The organism is Acinetobacter sp. BIGb0196 (assembly GCF_011759595.1).
Taxonomy (GTDB): Bacteria; Pseudomonadota; Gammaproteobacteria; order Pseudomonadales; family Moraxellaceae; genus Acinetobacter; species Acinetobacter guillouiae.
In genome coordinates, this window is sequence record NZ_JAAOZA010000001.1 from 581,137 (window position 1) to 597,903 (window position 16,767).

General features: G+C 38.7%; 14 protein-coding genes and 8 tRNA genes. 15 read left to right on the plus strand and 7 right to left on the minus strand.

Annotated features, from left to right (window positions below):
• Positions 1-11: 11 nt before the first annotated feature.
• On the minus strand, positions 12-857 hold the full coding sequence (locus FHR28_RS02750) for a DUF1853 family protein (RefSeq protein WP_166781879.1): 846 nt from the start codon (positions 855-857) through the stop codon (positions 12-14).
• Between the two features lie 226 nt (positions 858-1,083).
• Here FHR28_RS02750 and FHR28_RS02755 point away from each other — a divergent pair, with 226 nt between their 5' ends.
• From FHR28_RS02755 to FHR28_RS02800, 10 genes are all read left to right on the plus strand, one after another.
• On the plus strand, positions 1,084-1,482 hold the full coding sequence (locus tag FHR28_RS02755) for a YbaN family protein (protein ID WP_004723787.1): 399 nt from the start codon (positions 1,084-1,086) through the stop codon (positions 1,480-1,482).
• Between the two features lie 282 nt (positions 1,483-1,764).
• Positions 1,765-1,840 (plus strand) — tRNA-Val (locus tag FHR28_RS02760).
• A 23-nt stretch (positions 1,841-1,863) separates the two neighbouring features.
• A tRNA-Asp gene (locus FHR28_RS02765) sits at positions 1,864-1,940 on the plus strand.
• Between the two features lie 44 nt (positions 1,941-1,984).
• A tRNA-Asp gene (locus tag FHR28_RS02770) sits at positions 1,985-2,061 on the plus strand.
• A 72-nt stretch (positions 2,062-2,133) separates the two neighbouring features.
• Positions 2,134-2,209: transfer RNA gene (locus tag FHR28_RS02775), tRNA-Val, on the plus strand.
• Positions 2,210-2,217: 8 nt separating this feature from the next.
• Positions 2,218-2,294 (plus strand) — tRNA-Asp (locus tag FHR28_RS02780).
• Positions 2,295-2,401: 107 nt separating this feature from the next.
• Positions 2,402-2,477: transfer RNA gene (locus FHR28_RS02785), tRNA-Val, on the plus strand.
• Between the two features lie 8 nt (positions 2,478-2,485).
• Positions 2,486-2,562 (plus strand) — tRNA-Asp (locus FHR28_RS02790).
• A 185-nt stretch (positions 2,563-2,747) separates the two neighbouring features.
• Positions 2,748-2,823: transfer RNA gene (locus FHR28_RS02795), tRNA-Val, on the plus strand.
• Between the two features lie 75 nt (positions 2,824-2,898).
• Positions 2,899-3,366, plus strand: coding sequence for a DUF2750 domain-containing protein (locus tag FHR28_RS02800; RefSeq protein WP_166781880.1), 468 nt, complete (start codon positions 2,899-2,901; stop codon positions 3,364-3,366).
• Between the two features lie 33 nt (positions 3,367-3,399).
• Here the strand turns inward: FHR28_RS02800 and FHR28_RS02805 are convergent, their stop codons facing one another.
• From FHR28_RS02805 to yccS, 4 genes are all read right to left on the minus strand, one after another.
• Entirely contained in the window at positions 3,400-4,185 is a 786-nt protein-coding gene (locus FHR28_RS02805) for a YdcF family protein (protein ID WP_105714350.1), read from the minus strand.
• A 124-nt stretch (positions 4,186-4,309) separates the two neighbouring features.
• On the minus strand, positions 4,310-6,958 hold the full coding sequence (locus FHR28_RS02810) for a PepSY domain-containing protein (RefSeq protein ID WP_166781881.1): 2,649 nt from the start codon (positions 6,956-6,958) through the stop codon (positions 4,310-4,312).
• A 159-nt stretch (positions 6,959-7,117) separates the two neighbouring features.
• On the minus strand, positions 7,118-7,678 hold the full coding sequence (locus FHR28_RS02815) for a YcxB family protein (RefSeq protein ID WP_004723779.1): 561 nt from the start codon (positions 7,676-7,678) through the stop codon (positions 7,118-7,120).
• 99 nt (positions 7,679-7,777) lie between these two features.
• Positions 7,778-9,952, minus strand: coding sequence for a YccS family putative transporter (gene yccS / locus FHR28_RS02820; protein WP_081401077.1), 2,175 nt, complete (start codon positions 9,950-9,952; stop codon positions 7,778-7,780).
• Positions 9,953-10,098: 146 nt separating this feature from the next.
• Between yccS and FHR28_RS02825 the strand changes: the two genes are divergently transcribed.
• Both FHR28_RS02825 and FHR28_RS02830 read left to right on the plus strand, forming a co-directional pair.
• On the plus strand, positions 10,099-11,310 hold the full coding sequence (locus FHR28_RS02825) for a multidrug effflux MFS transporter (RefSeq protein WP_004723774.1): 1,212 nt from the start codon (positions 10,099-10,101) through the stop codon (positions 11,308-11,310).
• Between the two features lie 354 nt (positions 11,311-11,664).
• Positions 11,665-12,114 (plus strand): ABZJ_00895 family protein, encoded by a 450-nt coding sequence (locus tag FHR28_RS02830; RefSeq protein WP_004723773.1) that lies wholly within the window; start codon positions 11,665-11,667, stop codon positions 12,112-12,114.
• Positions 12,115-12,222: 108 nt separating this feature from the next.
• Here FHR28_RS02830 and FHR28_RS02835 read toward each other — a convergent pair whose 3' ends face one another.
• Positions 12,223-12,645 (minus strand): hypothetical protein, encoded by a 423-nt coding sequence (locus FHR28_RS02835; protein ID WP_004723771.1) that lies wholly within the window; start codon positions 12,643-12,645, stop codon positions 12,223-12,225.
• Between the two features lie 534 nt (positions 12,646-13,179).
• Here FHR28_RS02835 and FHR28_RS02840 point away from each other — a divergent pair.
• The 3 genes from FHR28_RS02840 to FHR28_RS02850 all read left to right on the plus strand — a co-directional run bounded on the left by FHR28_RS02840 (position 13,180) and on the right by FHR28_RS02850 (position 15,348).
• Positions 13,180-14,802, plus strand: a complete 1,623-nt coding sequence (locus tag FHR28_RS02840) for a mechanosensitive ion channel (RefSeq protein ID WP_004723768.1) — start codon at positions 13,180-13,182, stop codon at positions 14,800-14,802.
• Between the two features lie 83 nt (positions 14,803-14,885).
• Entirely contained in the window at positions 14,886-15,050 is a 165-nt protein-coding gene (locus FHR28_RS02845; RefSeq protein WP_004723765.1) for a hypothetical protein, read from the plus strand.
• A 145-nt stretch (positions 15,051-15,195) separates the two neighbouring features.
• The gene (locus tag FHR28_RS02850; RefSeq protein ID WP_004723764.1) at positions 15,196-15,348 is read left to right on the plus strand and encodes a hypothetical protein; all 153 of its coding nucleotides are present in this window, start codon (positions 15,196-15,198) and stop codon (positions 15,346-15,348) included.
• Between the two features lie 168 nt (positions 15,349-15,516).
• Here the strand turns inward: FHR28_RS02850 and FHR28_RS02855 are convergent, their stop codons facing one another.
• On the minus strand, positions 15,517-16,716 hold the full coding sequence (locus FHR28_RS02855) for an NAD(P)/FAD-dependent oxidoreductase (RefSeq protein WP_004723762.1): 1,200 nt from the start codon (positions 16,714-16,716) through the stop codon (positions 15,517-15,519).
• Positions 16,717-16,767: the final 51 nt, after the last annotated feature.

The window sequence follows — 16,767 nt, forward strand, 5'->3', positions numbered from 1 at the left end:
AACGTGAATAATTAAGCATTTATGTCAAAGAAAAGCGCCAGAGGGGCTTGGCGGTACATATAAAATTGCAGGCTATGGGTATCATGATATAAACCATTACACCAAAATTGGGCAGCAGCTGAGCTTTGCTTTAGATCTGGGCAAATCCATTCATGCCGTTGTAGGCGGTAAAAATCTTGTGCAATGTGATGTCCCCATTGCCCCAATCGACGTTGCGTATTGATCCATGAGGGGGATGCAACACCGTCTTTATTGTGAGGCAGATAAAGCTGTCCTTTCATCACAGCCAGTTTCTTTTCAATTTTAAGATCTAAAGCCTGGGTAAATTGAAATTGTTTTTCTGAGAAATGATTTAGTTTTCGTAAAAGGGTGTCGCTACGATTTAGACCATACCAATGCTTTAAGTGTAAGTTTGATTCGCCTAAATAGTACTTTAAAGCAACTTCCCAATGCTCAATCTGTTTTGTGGCCTGATTACGAACAAGGAAATCAATTTCGCCTAATGTATTCTTTGCTTCAATGATTTGGATACTATGCTGAATCAGTTGATAGTGTTGATTGGCTTCATCTTGTAACCAGAACCAAAATAAATATTCAAAACGTAAACCTAAACGTGTGCTTTTAAGCTGTTGTACAAATTCAATGAGTGGGGTGGGGTCATGATCAAGTTGATCTAAGCGTGTTTGAAAATCTATATATTGTTGTTGCCAAAACGCCGTGTCGTGTACTTCAAAACGATTTTTAATTTCTAATTCATCAGGCAGATGCTGAATAATATTGGGACTGGCAATGCAAAAAGCCAATTGACGAACAATAGGGTGTTTGTACTTTAACCAAGGCTCAAAGAAGTCTGTCATTGTATGTTGTCCTAAGCTGAGGACTCACTCAGTTTATTTTTAAAGAAAAGGTTTTTAGTGTGTTGAGATTCAAGCAAATAAGTGGATCAACATGCAAGCTCAATTTGACTGTATTGGAAATGATGAACACCGTGATTTTAAAATACAATGATTTCAATTGATTTAAAATATACTGGCAAAATCATTTGGGCGGTATACTAGTCGAATGGGCAGATTGAGTTAATCTATGAAAGTTTTGTTTTGGCGAACATTGGTGATTGTTTTTATTGTACTCGGGTTTATTGGGGCAATATTACCGGGAATGCCAACGACAGTTTTCCTCATCTTGGCAGCTTGGGCGGCATCAAAAGGTTGGCCACAGGTTGATGCTTGGTTACTCAATCATCCAAAATATGGTGCAACGCTTCGTGCTTGGCGTGAAAATGGGACTGTGCCACGTAAAGCGAAGTGGATCGCCAGTATTATGATGTTGATCAGTGGAGTAATTATGTTATTCACCAATGCACCACTGGCTGTGAAAATTTTTACCGATGTGACCATGTTGATTGTGGCTATCTGGCTTTGGTTGCGCCCTGAACCAAAACCTATTGTAAAAAATCTGAATGAAATGGATAAATCCGAATAGCCTTTATTTGATATTCTTGATCATTCAGTACTGAATATTTTATTAAGTTTAGAGCAAATAGATAATAGGGTTAAAATATTGATTAAATGATCAACTCAATTTAATTAAAATACAGGTTTTAAAACCTTATAAATAGATAAATAATAAACAAAAAACACCAATTTAAACTAAAATGATCTATTTTTTAATCACTCAAACCTAAAATAGGTAAAACATCGAGAAAAGCGTTTGACACTCAGTAAAGATTCTCTATAATGCACCTCACAAACGATGAAGTCGTTAGGGCGCTTAGCTCAGTTGGTAGAGCGTCTGCCTTACAAGCAGAATGTCGGCGGTTCGATCCCGTCAGCGCCCACCAAGCTTTAACGTTGAATTTTTAGTGCAGCGGTAGTTCAGTTGGTTAGAATATCGGCCTGTCACGCCGAGGGTCGCGGGTTCGAGTCCCGTCCGCTGCGCCACTTAAATTCAATCATCGTATGTATAGCAATTCATTTGTTAAAGTGCAGCGGTAGTTCAGTTGGTTAGAATATCGGCCTGTCACGCCGAGGGTCGCGGGTTCGAGTCCCGTCCGCTGCGCCACTTTACAATGATTTTGCAGTGACATGTAATACTGAATTAGAGTCTAAATAGTTTTTTATTTATTCTAGTTTAGGGCGCTTAGCTCAGTTGGTAGAGCGTCTGCCTTACAAGCAGAATGTCGGCGGTTCGATCCCGTCAGCGCCCACCATATACAATGCAGCGGTAGTTCAGTTGGTTAGAATATCGGCCTGTCACGCCGAGGGTCGCGGGTTCGAGTCCCGTCCGCTGCGCCATTTATCTTATTTCCTGAGATTAAGATATTTGGATGTATAAGAATTTGAAAGGGAATATTGTTTTCTTTTATGTTCTGATAAAGTAATATTGTGATGATCCTCACTCAGGGCGCTTAGCTCAGTTGGTAGAGCGTCTGCCTTACAAGCAGAATGTCGGCGGTTCGATCCCGTCAGCGCCCACCATATACAACGCAGCGGTAGTTCAGTTGGTTAGAATATCGGCCTGTCACGCCGAGGGTCGCGGGTTCGAGTCCCGTCCGCTGCGCCATTTATCTTTTTTCCTGAGATTAAGATATTTGGAATTGTAAGAATTTGAAGTTTTTTGATTTTTAAAAATCAAACATTATAAACTTCGTATCGCTTACTCCCCATCTTTAGGTTAGAACTTAAGATTAAATCATCGATTTTTCTTATAGATTCAAACAGAGTAACTACTTTGTTTATCCTCACTCAGGGCGCTTAGCTCAGTTGGTAGAGCGTCTGCCTTACAAGCAGAATGTCGGCGGTTCGATCCCGTCAGCGCCCACCAAATTTTCCAATCTAGTTATTTGTTTAGAACTTCTGTATAATATATAAGCATAAGTATTTTAAAAATAAATTTTCTATGCGAAATCCATATCAACGTAAAGCAGCGTCTTCAACTCAAAGAAACTCAGTTCAAACCCTAGACCAATACAAACATTTTGTCGAAATGATTGTTTCGCAAACCAAGGTTTTTGTTCTGTATGATGACGGCTGGGCTTTGTGCGCATCACCGACAGGGCAACAGTCTTTAGCTGTTTGGCAAAGTAAAAATTTGGCACAACTTTTGATTAAAGATAACTGGAGCCGCTATGCAGTTCAAGAAGTTGAACTCATTGTTTTTATTGAACAGATGATTCCTTTTATCAAACAAAATAATACGGCAATTTCTATAAATTTAACCCCAGAAGGGCGGAATATTTTAGTTTCAACAAATAAATTTTTACTCGATATCAAAAATTATTTATATCAGATGTATACGACTCAACCTGAGTTATTTCAAAACAATAAACGCTTACCGTTACCACGGAAAATTCGCTTACATCAGTAACGCTGTATAAACAATCATATGGCGTTCTACGTCTTAATATTCACCGAGCACCCAACCGCTGATATAGGCAAAATACTCTCTTAACCATGCGTTATAGCGTGTCGTGAGTGGAGTTTCAGCACCTACAGTAATGAAGTTATGATAGCCTTGCTTTCTGGCGATTGCTGCGGCACGTAAGGTGTGAAAATCACTGGTCACAATCGCAATTTTAGAGTCTAAAGTTAAACCATGCGCTTTTAAAATCGCTTGGCTATTTTTTAGATTTAAGTCAGTACTGGTACTTTTATTTTCTTGTAGGACTCTACTGGCTTGGATTTGCATATGCTCTTGTAAATATTGCGACATAATTTCCGCTTCAGGTTTTTCTTCACCAAAATCTAAACCACCACTGACAATGATCAAAGCTTGTGATTGTTGTTTTGCAATTTCACCGGCTTGATCTAAACGTTTTGCGAGGGTCGGTGAGGCTTTTCCTTGAGTAATGCCACTGCCTAAAACAATAATTGCTTGTAGATTGTTTTCTGCTGTATTTTGTTGGGATTTTAAGTGGATATAACCAAAGAAGCCGATTAAGCTGACTGACCAAAGTGTAAATAGAACCCATCCTAAGCGCCAGATTTTCTTTAACTTTAAGTGTTGTGCCAAATACTGCTGAATGTGTTGGCTCCATAGCGCTGTAGTGATAAAGACTAAGCCAATCAGCAAAGGGAGTATTGTTCCTAAGTGGATTTTTTTATATAAAATTAAAATAAATCCATCGAGGAATAAGACAAATCCCAGCAAAAAAAAGACAATGCGGAAGAGTTTATTGTTATACATGGGTGAAAACAAATCATTAAAAATTAGTCTAATTCTAAACGAAATCTGTGTATTTATTATATATGAATCAAAAAAAACCGAGCAATCGAGCTCGGTTTTGGCGGGTAAATTTATTCAATAGAGCCTAATAAACGTCACGACGATAACGACCATCTAAACGTAATTGTTCAACTGTGTCTTCTCCAAGGATATCAATTAAAGCAAGATCAACATCAGTTGCCATACCATTGATACTGCCACAGACATAGATCACCGCATCATTGGCCACCCATTTTTTCAGTTCTTCCGCTTGATCACGCAGTTTATGATGTACATAAATTTTTTCAGCTTGATCACGAGAGAAGGCTAAATCAATACGTTTTAGCATCGCTGTATTTTGCCAAGCTTGAATTGTATCTTTAAAGAAATAATCGTTTGCTTGTTGGCGTTCACCAAAAATCAACCAGTTTTCAGTATAGTCCATACGAACACGGGCATGAATCAAACTCATTAATCCCGCAATCCCGGTACCATTTCCGATACAGATAATCGGGCGGTTATCGGTAATTAAATGGAAAGATTCATTATTACGAATTCTTAACGCAATTTTATCACGCAATTGCACATGTTCTGTCAGCCAACCAGAACCGAGACCAAGCTCACCTTGAGGATTTTGTTGCTGACGAACCACCAAACGCAACACTTGCTGACTTGGAATACTGGCAATCGAATACTCACGAGTCGGTAGTGTAGGGAGTTGCTCAAGTAAATGTTCCATATTGGCAAAAGGTTCAACAGCAACAGTTAAATCGCGATTCCAAAGCGCTTCTTGAATACTTTGTTCGAGTGAATCCACTTTTGTTTCTGCATGAACTTGATATTTATCCAAGAACAATTGAATACGTTCTGGGCTATTTCCCGTTTGAATTTCAGCAATATCACCTGCTTGCCAAGCTGTATCATAACTGGCTTGTAATTCAAGATTAAATGCGGGTGCGCCTAAGCTGTTTGGATTGAGTAATTCTCGTTTTGTTAGACGCCATTGATCAAAAACTTTATCAATAGACATTGTTTGTAGATCGAGTTTTGTGGCTTTTGCTAAAGCATCATTCCAATGTTGGATATCTGCATTATTGCCATTGTTGACTTCAAGCGTAGCAAACAATTGTTGCGCACCAGAATGTTTTAACCATGCATCTATGCGATGCCCAAAGCTACAATAGGTCTCAGGATAGTCTTGTGAACCCAATGCTAGAACCGCATATTTTAAATGCGAAAGATCAAATGATGTAGCCATAAGCTTTTTCTCAAAGTGCGAGGCTAAGTCAGGTGCTTCACCTGTACCATAGGTACTTGCAATCAAGAGAATCTGTTTGGCTTGCTTGAGGTCATCTTCAGAGAGTTGTTGTACAGCTTTTACCGTTGTTGGCTGATGGGCTTCTTGTAGACTGGTTGAGGTGCGCCATGCCAATTGCTCAGACATTCCTGTTTGAGAGGCATAAGTAATTAACCAAGGTGTTGCATTTGGATCAATTTGAATTGCTGAACCCGCTTGTTTTGCAGCAAGCGTAAGTCGCTTTTGCTTACGACGTTTTAAATACAGCATCCATCCAGTAACAAAAAATAATGGCATTGCCAATGCCGCAAGCATTGCGATGAATTGAAAAACTGGGCCAAAGAAACTACCACGGTGTACAGGGAGCATACTTCCCATGATTTTTTCATTGAGTGGTTTGCTTTCGTATAAGTCTAATTTTTCAATTTGTGCAGTTTGATAGTTATAGGTTGCTTTATTTCGTGCACGCTCATGTTGTGGAATAGCATCAACAAAAGTGAGTTCAACTTTACCATCTGGCTTTTTAGGGATCGAAACAGTCAGTGTCGAATAGTCACGATTAATTTGAGCATTAAACCCATTCCATGTTCGAGTAAGTACATGTTGAATTTGTTCTGGTTTTAAACCTTCTTTATTCTCATGCTTATTTTCACGGTCTGGTTGTTGATGACCTGTCGTTTGATTTTGCTTTTCGCCACGTTGTTGTGGTTGTTGTTGAGGATTGCCAGAAGCCCCTTGACGTCCTTGACCTTCTCCACCGCGTGCCGCTTGCATTTCAGGCTGAGGTCGTTCAACCCCCATTACTTTAAACATACCATTACGCCACCAGTCATACGACCAATACAGCCCAGTACATGCTAAAAGTAAATAAAAGATCACCACCCACGTTCCGACTACAGCATGTAGATCCCAAAGAAAATTACGACCTTTGAGTTTAGGCTTAATGGCAAACCATTGTTTAAAAGAATGCTTTTTCGGCCAGCGTAAATAGAGGCCACTGAGTACAAAGAAAATTAACATCAAGGTACTGGCGCCAGTAATTTGTTTACCGACTTCACCGACAGTTAAGTTACGATGCAGTTGCTGTATAAATTGAAAAAAATCTTTGCCTTTCACTTCTGGAAGAACTTCGGCCGTGTAAGGGTTTACCATCATGGTATAACCTCTACGAGCGCCTTCTTTGACAATATTAATGTTTGAAGCTTCTTCAGCGGCTTTTGCGACAGTAATACTGTTGATCTTCATTTCAGGGTTTTGGGTTTGGAAATGTTGATAAATTTCAGCAGGCGTGAGTTTTGCCTGATTTTCAACTTTTACCGTGTAGCTGTCTGGGTTTAACCATCTTTGAATAGGTTGTTCATAAGAATAGATTGCACCAGTCACTCCCATAATTGAGAGAATTAAACCAGCTGTAATCCCTAGAAACCAGTGAATTTGAAAAAAAGTCTTTTTAAACATGGCAATGCAAAGGGCAGAATATTTTTGATAGCAAATTATAGCTGAATAAATCGGAGAGATAATGAATTTTGCAGATAATATTTATTCTCATTATCATTTTTATTAAAATAGCGAAGTACAAAAAAACCTCCAAAAATGGAGGCCTTTTAAAATTTTAAATTAAAGTGTCTTGGGTTCACCAACAACTTCTTTTAAATGTTTACGCAGTGTTTCAAAGGGGAAATTCTTGCTATCCATACGTTTAGGTAGAATATATGCGCCTTGTTGGCCTTTTACTTTAAAGTTTACCAGTAAGAATTCAGGGGTGTTGTACCATTCATAAATGTCTTTCCAAGCCACGGTTCCAACACCCTCTTGTACACCCATTTGTTGACGCATCACAATACCACTTGGCTGCACCCCTAATTTTACACCTTTGATTTCCTGAACTGGAAATTCATTCATCTTGCGTTTTACATACCATTCAAGACCGAACTTGCGAACCAAAAGATAGATGGCAACTGCAGCAAGAACCACCCAAAAAATAATGGTTGAATAGTTTTTAATTAAAGCGATGCCAAGTAATGAGAGTACCACTGCTACACCCATGATTGCCCAAGCTTTAATCCCAATTTTATTGGTACTACGCCAAATTGCAAGTTGAGCGCCGCGTTGTTCGGCTTCCGAAACTTCGTACGGAACAGGTTGTAAGGTATAAGCGTAAATATTCTTGGCAGTCATAGTGTCAGTAATGTATGTAAATCTAGTCAGAGTTTAGCACTAAATCTCAAGATTTAGTGCACCTATTGTACCAAATAACGATGCAATTTTGATGCAGATTTATAAAGAAGCCAATTCAGTAGATTGATCATCTCGTTCATGGCTTAAATTCTGTTTCAAGCTACTTAATTGCTTTAAAATACTGAACATTAATGACAATTGTTGAAGAATAATGAGTGATTTAGAGTCTTCTGACTCGGATTGGCTTAAACGGGTACGAATGGCTTTCAACATATTGTGCGCGGTTAAATCAGGCATTTCATCCCGTAATAAAGCCCCAGAGATATCATCTAAAGCTTGATCCAATAAATTAAGTACCTGTTGGTCTTTCACTTGCTCACGATGTGCGCCGAGTGCTGCAATATAGCTAAGAAAGGTATGATTTAGACATAAGAACTCAAAAGCTAAGCTTTTTTGACTTGGGTCAAAATCTGGTTCAGTGGCAAGGGTTGAAATCAGTGAGGCAACATCTGCATCCCGATTATGTGCAGCACGGCGAACAATTCGATACTCTAAACTATTATTGCGTCCCTGATGATATTGAGCGACTACATTTGCCAAATAATTGCATTGAGCTTCCAATGAGCGTTGAATCGTGCGGGGTAAACGACGGAATTTCCAGTCAGGGAAAATAAAGCTGACACCGAACCAGGCGAGGGCACAGCCAATCACTGTATCAATCATACGAGGTAGCGCTGCCTCATAGCCAAGCCCATCCAAGTTAAAATTGATCAGCGCCATGATGGTAATAAAGGCAGTGGCTTGGGCATATTGTTTACTGCGTAAATCAAAAAACAATACACCACTGAGTACGAGTAATAAGAGTTGTCCTTCAATAGAGGGCACAAAATACAAAATTGCATAGCCTAAAATAATGCCGCCTAAGGTTCCAATAATCCGTAATCTTAAACGTCGTTTGGTCGCATTAAAGTTCGGTTGGCTGACAAACAGTGCGGTTAATAGAATCCAGTAACCATATTCAATATTGGTGAGTTGCACAAAAACATAGCCAATAAACAAAACAATCGAAACACGAATTGCATGTCTAAAAAGTACAGACTCGGGAGTTAAATTTTGTTTGATTCGAATGACAATATCATCCCAACCTTTGAGGTCATCATCTTTAAGTTGGTTTTCGAAATTTTTACTTTGATCGTATTTTATATGTCGTTCAGTTTCGAGATTTTGTAATTGGGCATCAATCGACTTTAAGTTTTGATAAAGTGCAAACAATGAATTGATCCAAATTAAGTCATAATTTTCTTCTTTTTTGAGTTTATCCAGCGAGTATCTGAGGTTTTTAAAAGCATGCTCAAAACGGACATTATGCTGGTAAGTGGTACGGTGTAAGATACTATCGCTTAGATCCTTACAGGCTTTGCCTTGCAGCGCTAAAATGCGTTGAAAACGAAATAACACATCGCTATGTTCAAACATTTTGGCCAGCTTTTGATAATCAATATGTGCTGAATCGGCCCGTTCATGAATATCTTGTGCAACAAAGTAATATTGTAAACTACGACGTGTATCACGTTGTCCTCGGTCACCCTTTAAACGCGTCAACAAGGCGGTACGCATATCATTAAAAATGCTGATGAGCTGCCCATTTTCCATAGACAAACTAATCATACTGTCTTGATAGCTGGTTGGTGTCATATCGACATCAAACAAATTGGATTTGGAAAATAGAAAATTACCTAATGAGGAAAAACATTGAGACAGCTTGTCTTGAACTTGCCGTACTGGGAACAGTAAAAAACTGATGGTTGAAATAACCCCATACCAAATTGCACCAACCACCAATAGACTTGGCTGGATATACCATTGATCAAATAAATGCACCCCAAGCATGGAATACACAGAAACCACCAGACAGCCATAAGAAATGGTGGCATAGCGACGTCCCAAAGAACCCAATAAAATCCAACCGATACAAGAAACAATCAAACCTAAGGCAAACAGAATAGGGTAAGGAAAGAGCAGGCTCACTGAGGCAGCGGTGATAAAGAATCCGATATAGGTATAGATCAAATTCATGATACGTACAGAGAAGCGATCGTCTATATCACTGAGACCTGCTGCAACCACCCCTAAGGTGAGAGGAATGGTCATTAACTGCTGTCCCAACAGATAAGGTACAAATGCAGTCCCTGTAAAGGCAATGATCATTCTCAAGTTATACATGAAACTTGTGTTGTAGGTTGCTTTTCTGAGTTTTAACAGCCAAGTGTTCAAAGGAAATCCTTGTTAAATCAATAGGGTGTTATTTACTTGGGAAATGCGATTTGGCTTATATGACTTTTCACTTATCTTTGTGACAAATCATACAATGGACAGTGTAAACTTGTCTGCAACATTCCTTATCAAATTATAAACCATCTATGTCTGAAAAAAACGTTGGTCAGCAGTATTCAACGGGCTGGATTATGCTTTTGGCTTTATTTACTTCTTTGGGTCCATTATCCATTGATATGTATTTGCCAGCATTACCACAAATGGCGCAAGATTTTAATGTGACGACCCAGCAAGTCGCCAATACCTTGCCGGCGTATTTTTTTGGTCTTGCTGTTGGTCAATTGATTTATGGTCCAATCAGTGACCGTATTGGGCGTAAGAAACCGCTTTATTTTGGTATGACCTTGTTTGCTTTTGCCAGTTTGTTGTGTGTTTTAGCACCTGATCATTGGTCATTGATTGCCGCACGCGTTTTACAAGCTTTGGGGGGCTGTGTGGGTGTGGTGATGGCACGGGCTGCAATTCGAGACCGTTTAGATGTGCAAGGTTCAGCACAAGCTTTTTCCAGTATGATGATTGTGATGGGGATTGCCCCAATTCTTGCTCCAACCTTGGGTGCCGCCATTCTACAATTCTTTAGTTGGCAAGGTGTCTTTATTGCCTTGTTTGTGATTGGTCTGTTTTGCTTATTTTGTGTACATTTTTTATTTAAGGAAACACTCGCACCAGAACGTAGGCTGCGTCTCAACTTTAAACAAGTTTTTATTTTATATGCTGCTATTTTTAAAGATCGAAGCTTTCGCTTTCCAATGTTGGCAGGTTGCTTTACTGGTGCAGCACTATTTTGTTATATCAGTTCCGCGGCAGCAGTGTTGATGGATGGTTATCATTTAACTCAGCAACAGTTTGCTATTGCCTTTGGTTTTAATGCTTTTGGTATCATTTTACTGTCTTCTATCAATAAGCGTTTAGCCAACAAACTCTCGGTGATCCTGCGGTTAAAAATTGGTGGTTTGATTCAGGTCACAGGCGCATTGATTATTGTCAGCGCAGGTTTCATGTCTGATGCACCATTGGCGATTGTGATGTTGGGCTTATTTTTCTCTGTTTCAGGGATTGGTTTTACTGGACCGAATGCGATGGCATTGGCGATGTCTGAACAAGGCTCAAGAGCAGGAACTGCAAGTGCAATTATGGGCAGTATGCAATTTGCGTGTGGTCTATTGGGTGGTGTGGTATTGAATTTTCTCATATGGAATCATTTATTAAATATGGGAATTTTGATGTTGGCTTTTACTGTGGCTGGATTTATGGCAATTTTAAAAGTGGCTCAACAGTTCAAGATGAAACAAATTTAAGCTTATATCGATACTGAACAAGTACGCGATACACATACACGCGGTCAAAGCAGAAACGATAAAAACACAAACGCCAGAAAAACAAAAGCCGACGATTCGAGTGATGAGTAAATCGTCGGCCAAAATACTTCGTTATAAAGATTCAGGCTGCTAAGTTGAATCTTAAGAAGCATAAGTTTTTAGTTTCTCTGAGAGAAGGTCTCCAAATTTCTTTGCGGATGCCGTGCAATCAATTTGGTTGCTGCAGACCTTATACTTATATAACGACAACAGTTTCAAATTGGTTGACAAGAAAATGAAAAAAAGTTGAAAAAAAATTATAATATTGTTCTTTATGCAATCTAGGCTGTCGTCATGGTGTCTTTAAACAAATATTTTTTGTGGTTTTTGCTGCTTTGTTTAGTCTTGACCATGGTTGCAGGTGTGTTAGCAGCATTACTGCCCAATGAAATTGCTGGCGTGTTAACCGCAATACCTTATTTGATTGCGATGATTATCGTGTTATATCGTTTTCTCAAACAACAACGCCGTGCACCTACAGACCAAGAGCGTAAAAAACTGACCCTTGGTTATACTGCAATATTTTGGGGCTATAATTTACTTGGGGTATTTGCGGGCGTTTGGTTTTTTTCTCAAAATGATCCAGAAGTGTGGAAAACTTTTGTGATGTATCTGCAAAATACTCAATTTTTGCTCACTGCATTGATCATGTTGTTGATGTTGGCAATCCCTTTATATTTAATTACCTATTGGTTTTATGGAAAGCAAGCGCAGCGTATGGCAGTTAAAATGTTTGGTCAATGATCTGTTTAAATTGTTGACTTTACTTTGAGAAATCAAAGTCATTGATGAAATCTGTATCAATACAAATAAGCAAAAAATAAATCTTATTTTTAAGCTATGGATATGCTGTTAGTGTACGAACATATCCATAAATTCGCGTAATTCTTGAATCGCAATTTCAATGTCTGTGGTTAACCACGTTGGTTCAAAGATCCCTGCATAATGTTCTAAACGATCTTGAGGAACAACAAGTCGTATCGGGCAGTCTTCTTCAAGTAAACGCCATGGCACGATTGGAACTTCATTATCCAGAAATGGTACGACATTGCGAATATCAATAATCATTGCATTGACACATTCTGGGAACGGCATGACCGACAATTCATCTGTACGGCGACGGAAATACTCTAAATCGCCCCATTTTAGAATATAACTTGGCTTGTTAAATTCAATAATTCCAATGAGATGATCATCTCTTGAGGTATGTGTGAAGCATTGATGCGTGACATCAGTGTCCAAGTCCAACCCGACACTTTGTCGTTGATAAGCCATATCTACAATAGCCAAAAAATGGGGTACATATTATAGCTCATTTATCTATCAAGAACTGCTCGAATTAAAATTTACTTTTGCTTAAAATATTTTTACACACTGATCACAAATAGCCTGTTAGTATAAAAATACATCAATTCGATGGAGGTGGACGTCATGAAACACGATTTCAATAAACCATCTTATGTAACAAGTACTGAAGATATAACGCATAAGAATCGCTTACCCATTTATATGCTTATTCTTGTGGGGTTATTTCTTGTTTCCTTGCTTGTTTACATGATCGCCGATTGGGTTTAATCCCATATATCATCTATAAAGATTATATTGATCAGACAAACTCTAGCTGCAAAGCTGGAGTTTTTCATTTTTGCATGCTTTTGTTGTATTTATGCAGTTAAATTTGCTCGTTATATAAGCAATAGATAAAGTAGAAGAGTAATTCATCAAGTATCCAATTCAAATAAAGAATGTTGCTTAAAGTCATTTGAGCACGCTCAGATTGTTATAAATCTATAACTTGAGGAAATAAAAATGAATGAAATTTTACAAACAAGGGGGAGATTTGATGCCATGTATTATTGGGATCAATTCCACCCGATTCTCGCCGCTGTTGCCATCCTTATTGTGGGATGGATTATTGCACTGATTGTTGCAGCAGGAATTAAAAAAATCCTAGAAAAACTAGGTACAAATACAAAATTGTCTTCAGCAACAGGTCATCGTTCAAATATTGAAAGTATTCTTTCTCGAATTGTTTTTTGGGTGGTGATGGTGATCGCGGTGATTGGTGCATTAAATGTGCTGAATCTTACCAGCGTAAGCAGCCCATTTAGTTTAATGATTCAGCAATTCTTATTGTTTATTCCACAATTACTGGCTGCCGTGGCCATCGGGTTCATCGGCTGGATTGTGGCAAATCTGGTTAAAGTCGGCTTAAAAAAAGCCTTGGATCGGACTCAACTTGATGAAAAATTAAGTGCCGATGTTGGGGTCAGTCCGATCAGTCAGAATATCGCTGATATTGTGTACTGGCTAATTTTATTGCTGTTCCTACCAATTGTATTATCAATTTTAGGTTTGCAAGGCTTATTGCTTCCAGTGCAGAACATGCTGAATGAGGCAGTCTCTTATATACCAAATATTTTCATTGCGGGTGTCATCGTTTTTGTCGGTTATATCTTGGCAAAAATCCTGCGCGGGATTGTTGAGGGTTTAATCAACAGTCTAAATTTACAAACCCAAATAGAAAAAGTAGGGCTATTTAAAAACTCAAACCAAGGTTTAGCGAAGTTTTTAGGCTCTTTTGTTTTTGCCGTTGTCATGATTACTGCGTTAATTGTGGCTTTTGAAGCACTTGGTATACAGGCTATTTCACAACCAGCAACCGCAATGCTGGGTGAAATCATGTATGCAATTCCACATATTATTGCAGCCGGATTAATTTTAATTGTGGCCTATGTGGTGTCTCGTTTTGTGGGGCGTTTGGTTTCAGAAGTTGTTGCTGGAACAGGTGTTGATGAAATTCCTGCAAAATTAGATTTGCAACGCTTTTTAGGTGACACGAAAGTTTCTTGTATCATTGGTTATCTGATTGTTTTCTTTACCATGTTATTTGCTGTTTCCGAAGCGGCAAATCGACTGGGCTTTGAGCAAGTTAGTCATTTGATTTCAATGTTTATTTACTTTGGTGCCAACATTTTGTTAGGCGCAGTGATTTTGGTGATCGGTTTCTGGTTGGCCAATATCGTGGCGAATGTGGTACAGCGTGGTGAGTACAATAGCTCAAGATGGTTAGGCAACTTGGTTCGTGTTTTGATCATGGGGCTGGTGATTGCAATGGGTTTAAAAGCCATGGGAATTGCCGATTCGATCGTTAATCTTGCTTTTGGCTTAACCTTGGGTTCTGTGGCAGTTGCTTTTGCATTGGCCTTTGGTCTAGGTGGACGTCAACCTGCAGAACGCGTTTTAACGGATTTAATCGATAAAGCCAAGAAAGAGGCAAATCAACCGAATCCATTAAAGCAAGAAAATACTTATTCATCACAGCCAAGTGGCACAGATGCTACGCAAGTAACCGCGGATACCCCTGCGATTGAAAATGAGTACAAGTCACTTACTGATTCATTGAAACAGGACAAAGATGACCCGAATTAACATTTAAATTCTTTTAAAGATCGATCAGGATTGATGCTTGATCGATCTTTTTATTTTTAGGTCAAAAGTGAGAGGGAATAGAGATGTCTAAGAAAAAGCCAAATAATTTCATTGCACCCATTGTGATTGCAGGAATCACTGTGGGTTTTTTAGCAAGCGCTTATAAATTTGTGTTTGCAAAACCGAAAAAGCAGCCATCAGAAATTGTTAAGCAACAACATGAATCTCAAAACAAATCTCAAGAGTGATTGTGTTCGCAAAGCATGAATTTTATCGGTTTTTTTATAGAAAACAGATAGACATCAGATGATTTATTGTCTAGATTGAATGGGTGAATATGTAGGCAATATAAAACACACTCATCTGATAAATATCATTTTCAAAGGAATTGAAATGAAGATCATCTATTTTTTACACAAAATTCATCAGTCGTTATTTGCAAAAAACCATGATCTAAAGTCGATGGATTTGGCGATTCAACGTGTGACCCAGAAGCAGCAAATTCAGAATCAACTTATCTTATTTAAAACAGATTATCTGGAATAAGCTTTCTATTAGACTTCTTTCATAAGTTCGTTTTAAAACCATAAAACAACATAAAAGTGTCCTCATCCTAGCCTTCTCCCAGCGAGAGAAGGCGCTTTCAATACCCAAATGATTCACTCCACATGATCATTTTTTGATTTATAAAAGATCTTTATTGATCAATTTAAATTAGACATATTCTGAAGCTGCATGTGCTGAAGCCCATGCCCACTGGAAATTAAACCCGCCTAAATGACCAGTTACATCTAAGATCTCACCTATAAAAAATAAACCTTTTTGTTTTTTACTTTCCATGGTTTTTGATGAAACTTCAGTGGTGTCAACACCGCCTAAAGTGACTTCTGCAGTCCGATAGCCTTCAGTACCAGAGGGTTTGACTTCAAATTGCTGTAGTTTATTGGCAATCGTTTCAAGTTTTTCATCACTTAATTGCCCAATCGCCGTTTCAGCCCACTCGGACCAAATGAGATTTTGTAGTTCAATCACCACACTTTTCGGTAAAAGTTCAGTCAGTAAGGTTCTGATTAACACCTTGGGTTGGCTTTGCTTTTTGCGCTTTAAAAAATCAAACAGCTCAAGACTTGGTAAAAAGTTAATATGGAATGCTTGTCCTGCATTCCAATAATTTGAAAGTTGTAATGAGCTTGGACCACTTAAACCACGATGTGTAAACAACAATGCTTCAGTAAATGCAATCAGTTCGTTAGATAGTGTTGCTTCAACTGCATTGCCGCTTAAACGAGTGGTAACTTCTTTAAATTGATCTGAAAAAGTGAAGGGAACTAAACCTGCGCGTGTAGGATAGATGTGGTGACCAAATTGTTTGGCAATTTCATAGCCGATGCCAGAGCCACCCAATGTTGGAATAGATAAGCCACCTGATGCAACAACAACAGATTCAGCCTGAAAATAGCCTAAATTGGTGGCGACTTGAAAAGTCTGTTCGTCAACCGTGTTGATCGCTTTGACTTCACAACTGGTTTTAATCTCAACATGATGTGTTTTTTCACATTCGTTGAGCAGCATGCTTAAGATTTCTTTTGCGCCATTTAAGGTAAACAGTTGTCCATGTTTGCGTTCTTCATAGTCAATGCCATATTCACAGACCATCCCAATAAAGTCCCAATTGGTATAACGAGTCAGGGCAGAGATGACAAAATGTGGGTTATGTGAAATAAAATTTTCAGGCTCAACATAAAGATTGGTGAAGTTACATTTACCACCACCTGACATGAGGATTTTTTTACCAATTTTATTGGCTTTCTCAACCACTAAGACTTTACGACCTCGAGCAGCTGCTTTTGCCGCAAGCATTAAACCTGAAGCACCCGCGCCGAGGACAATCACATCATATTGGTTAGAAGACATATCACACTCATGGAAACTTTGAGCAGGGGATTATAGACAAATTTAAAGTAA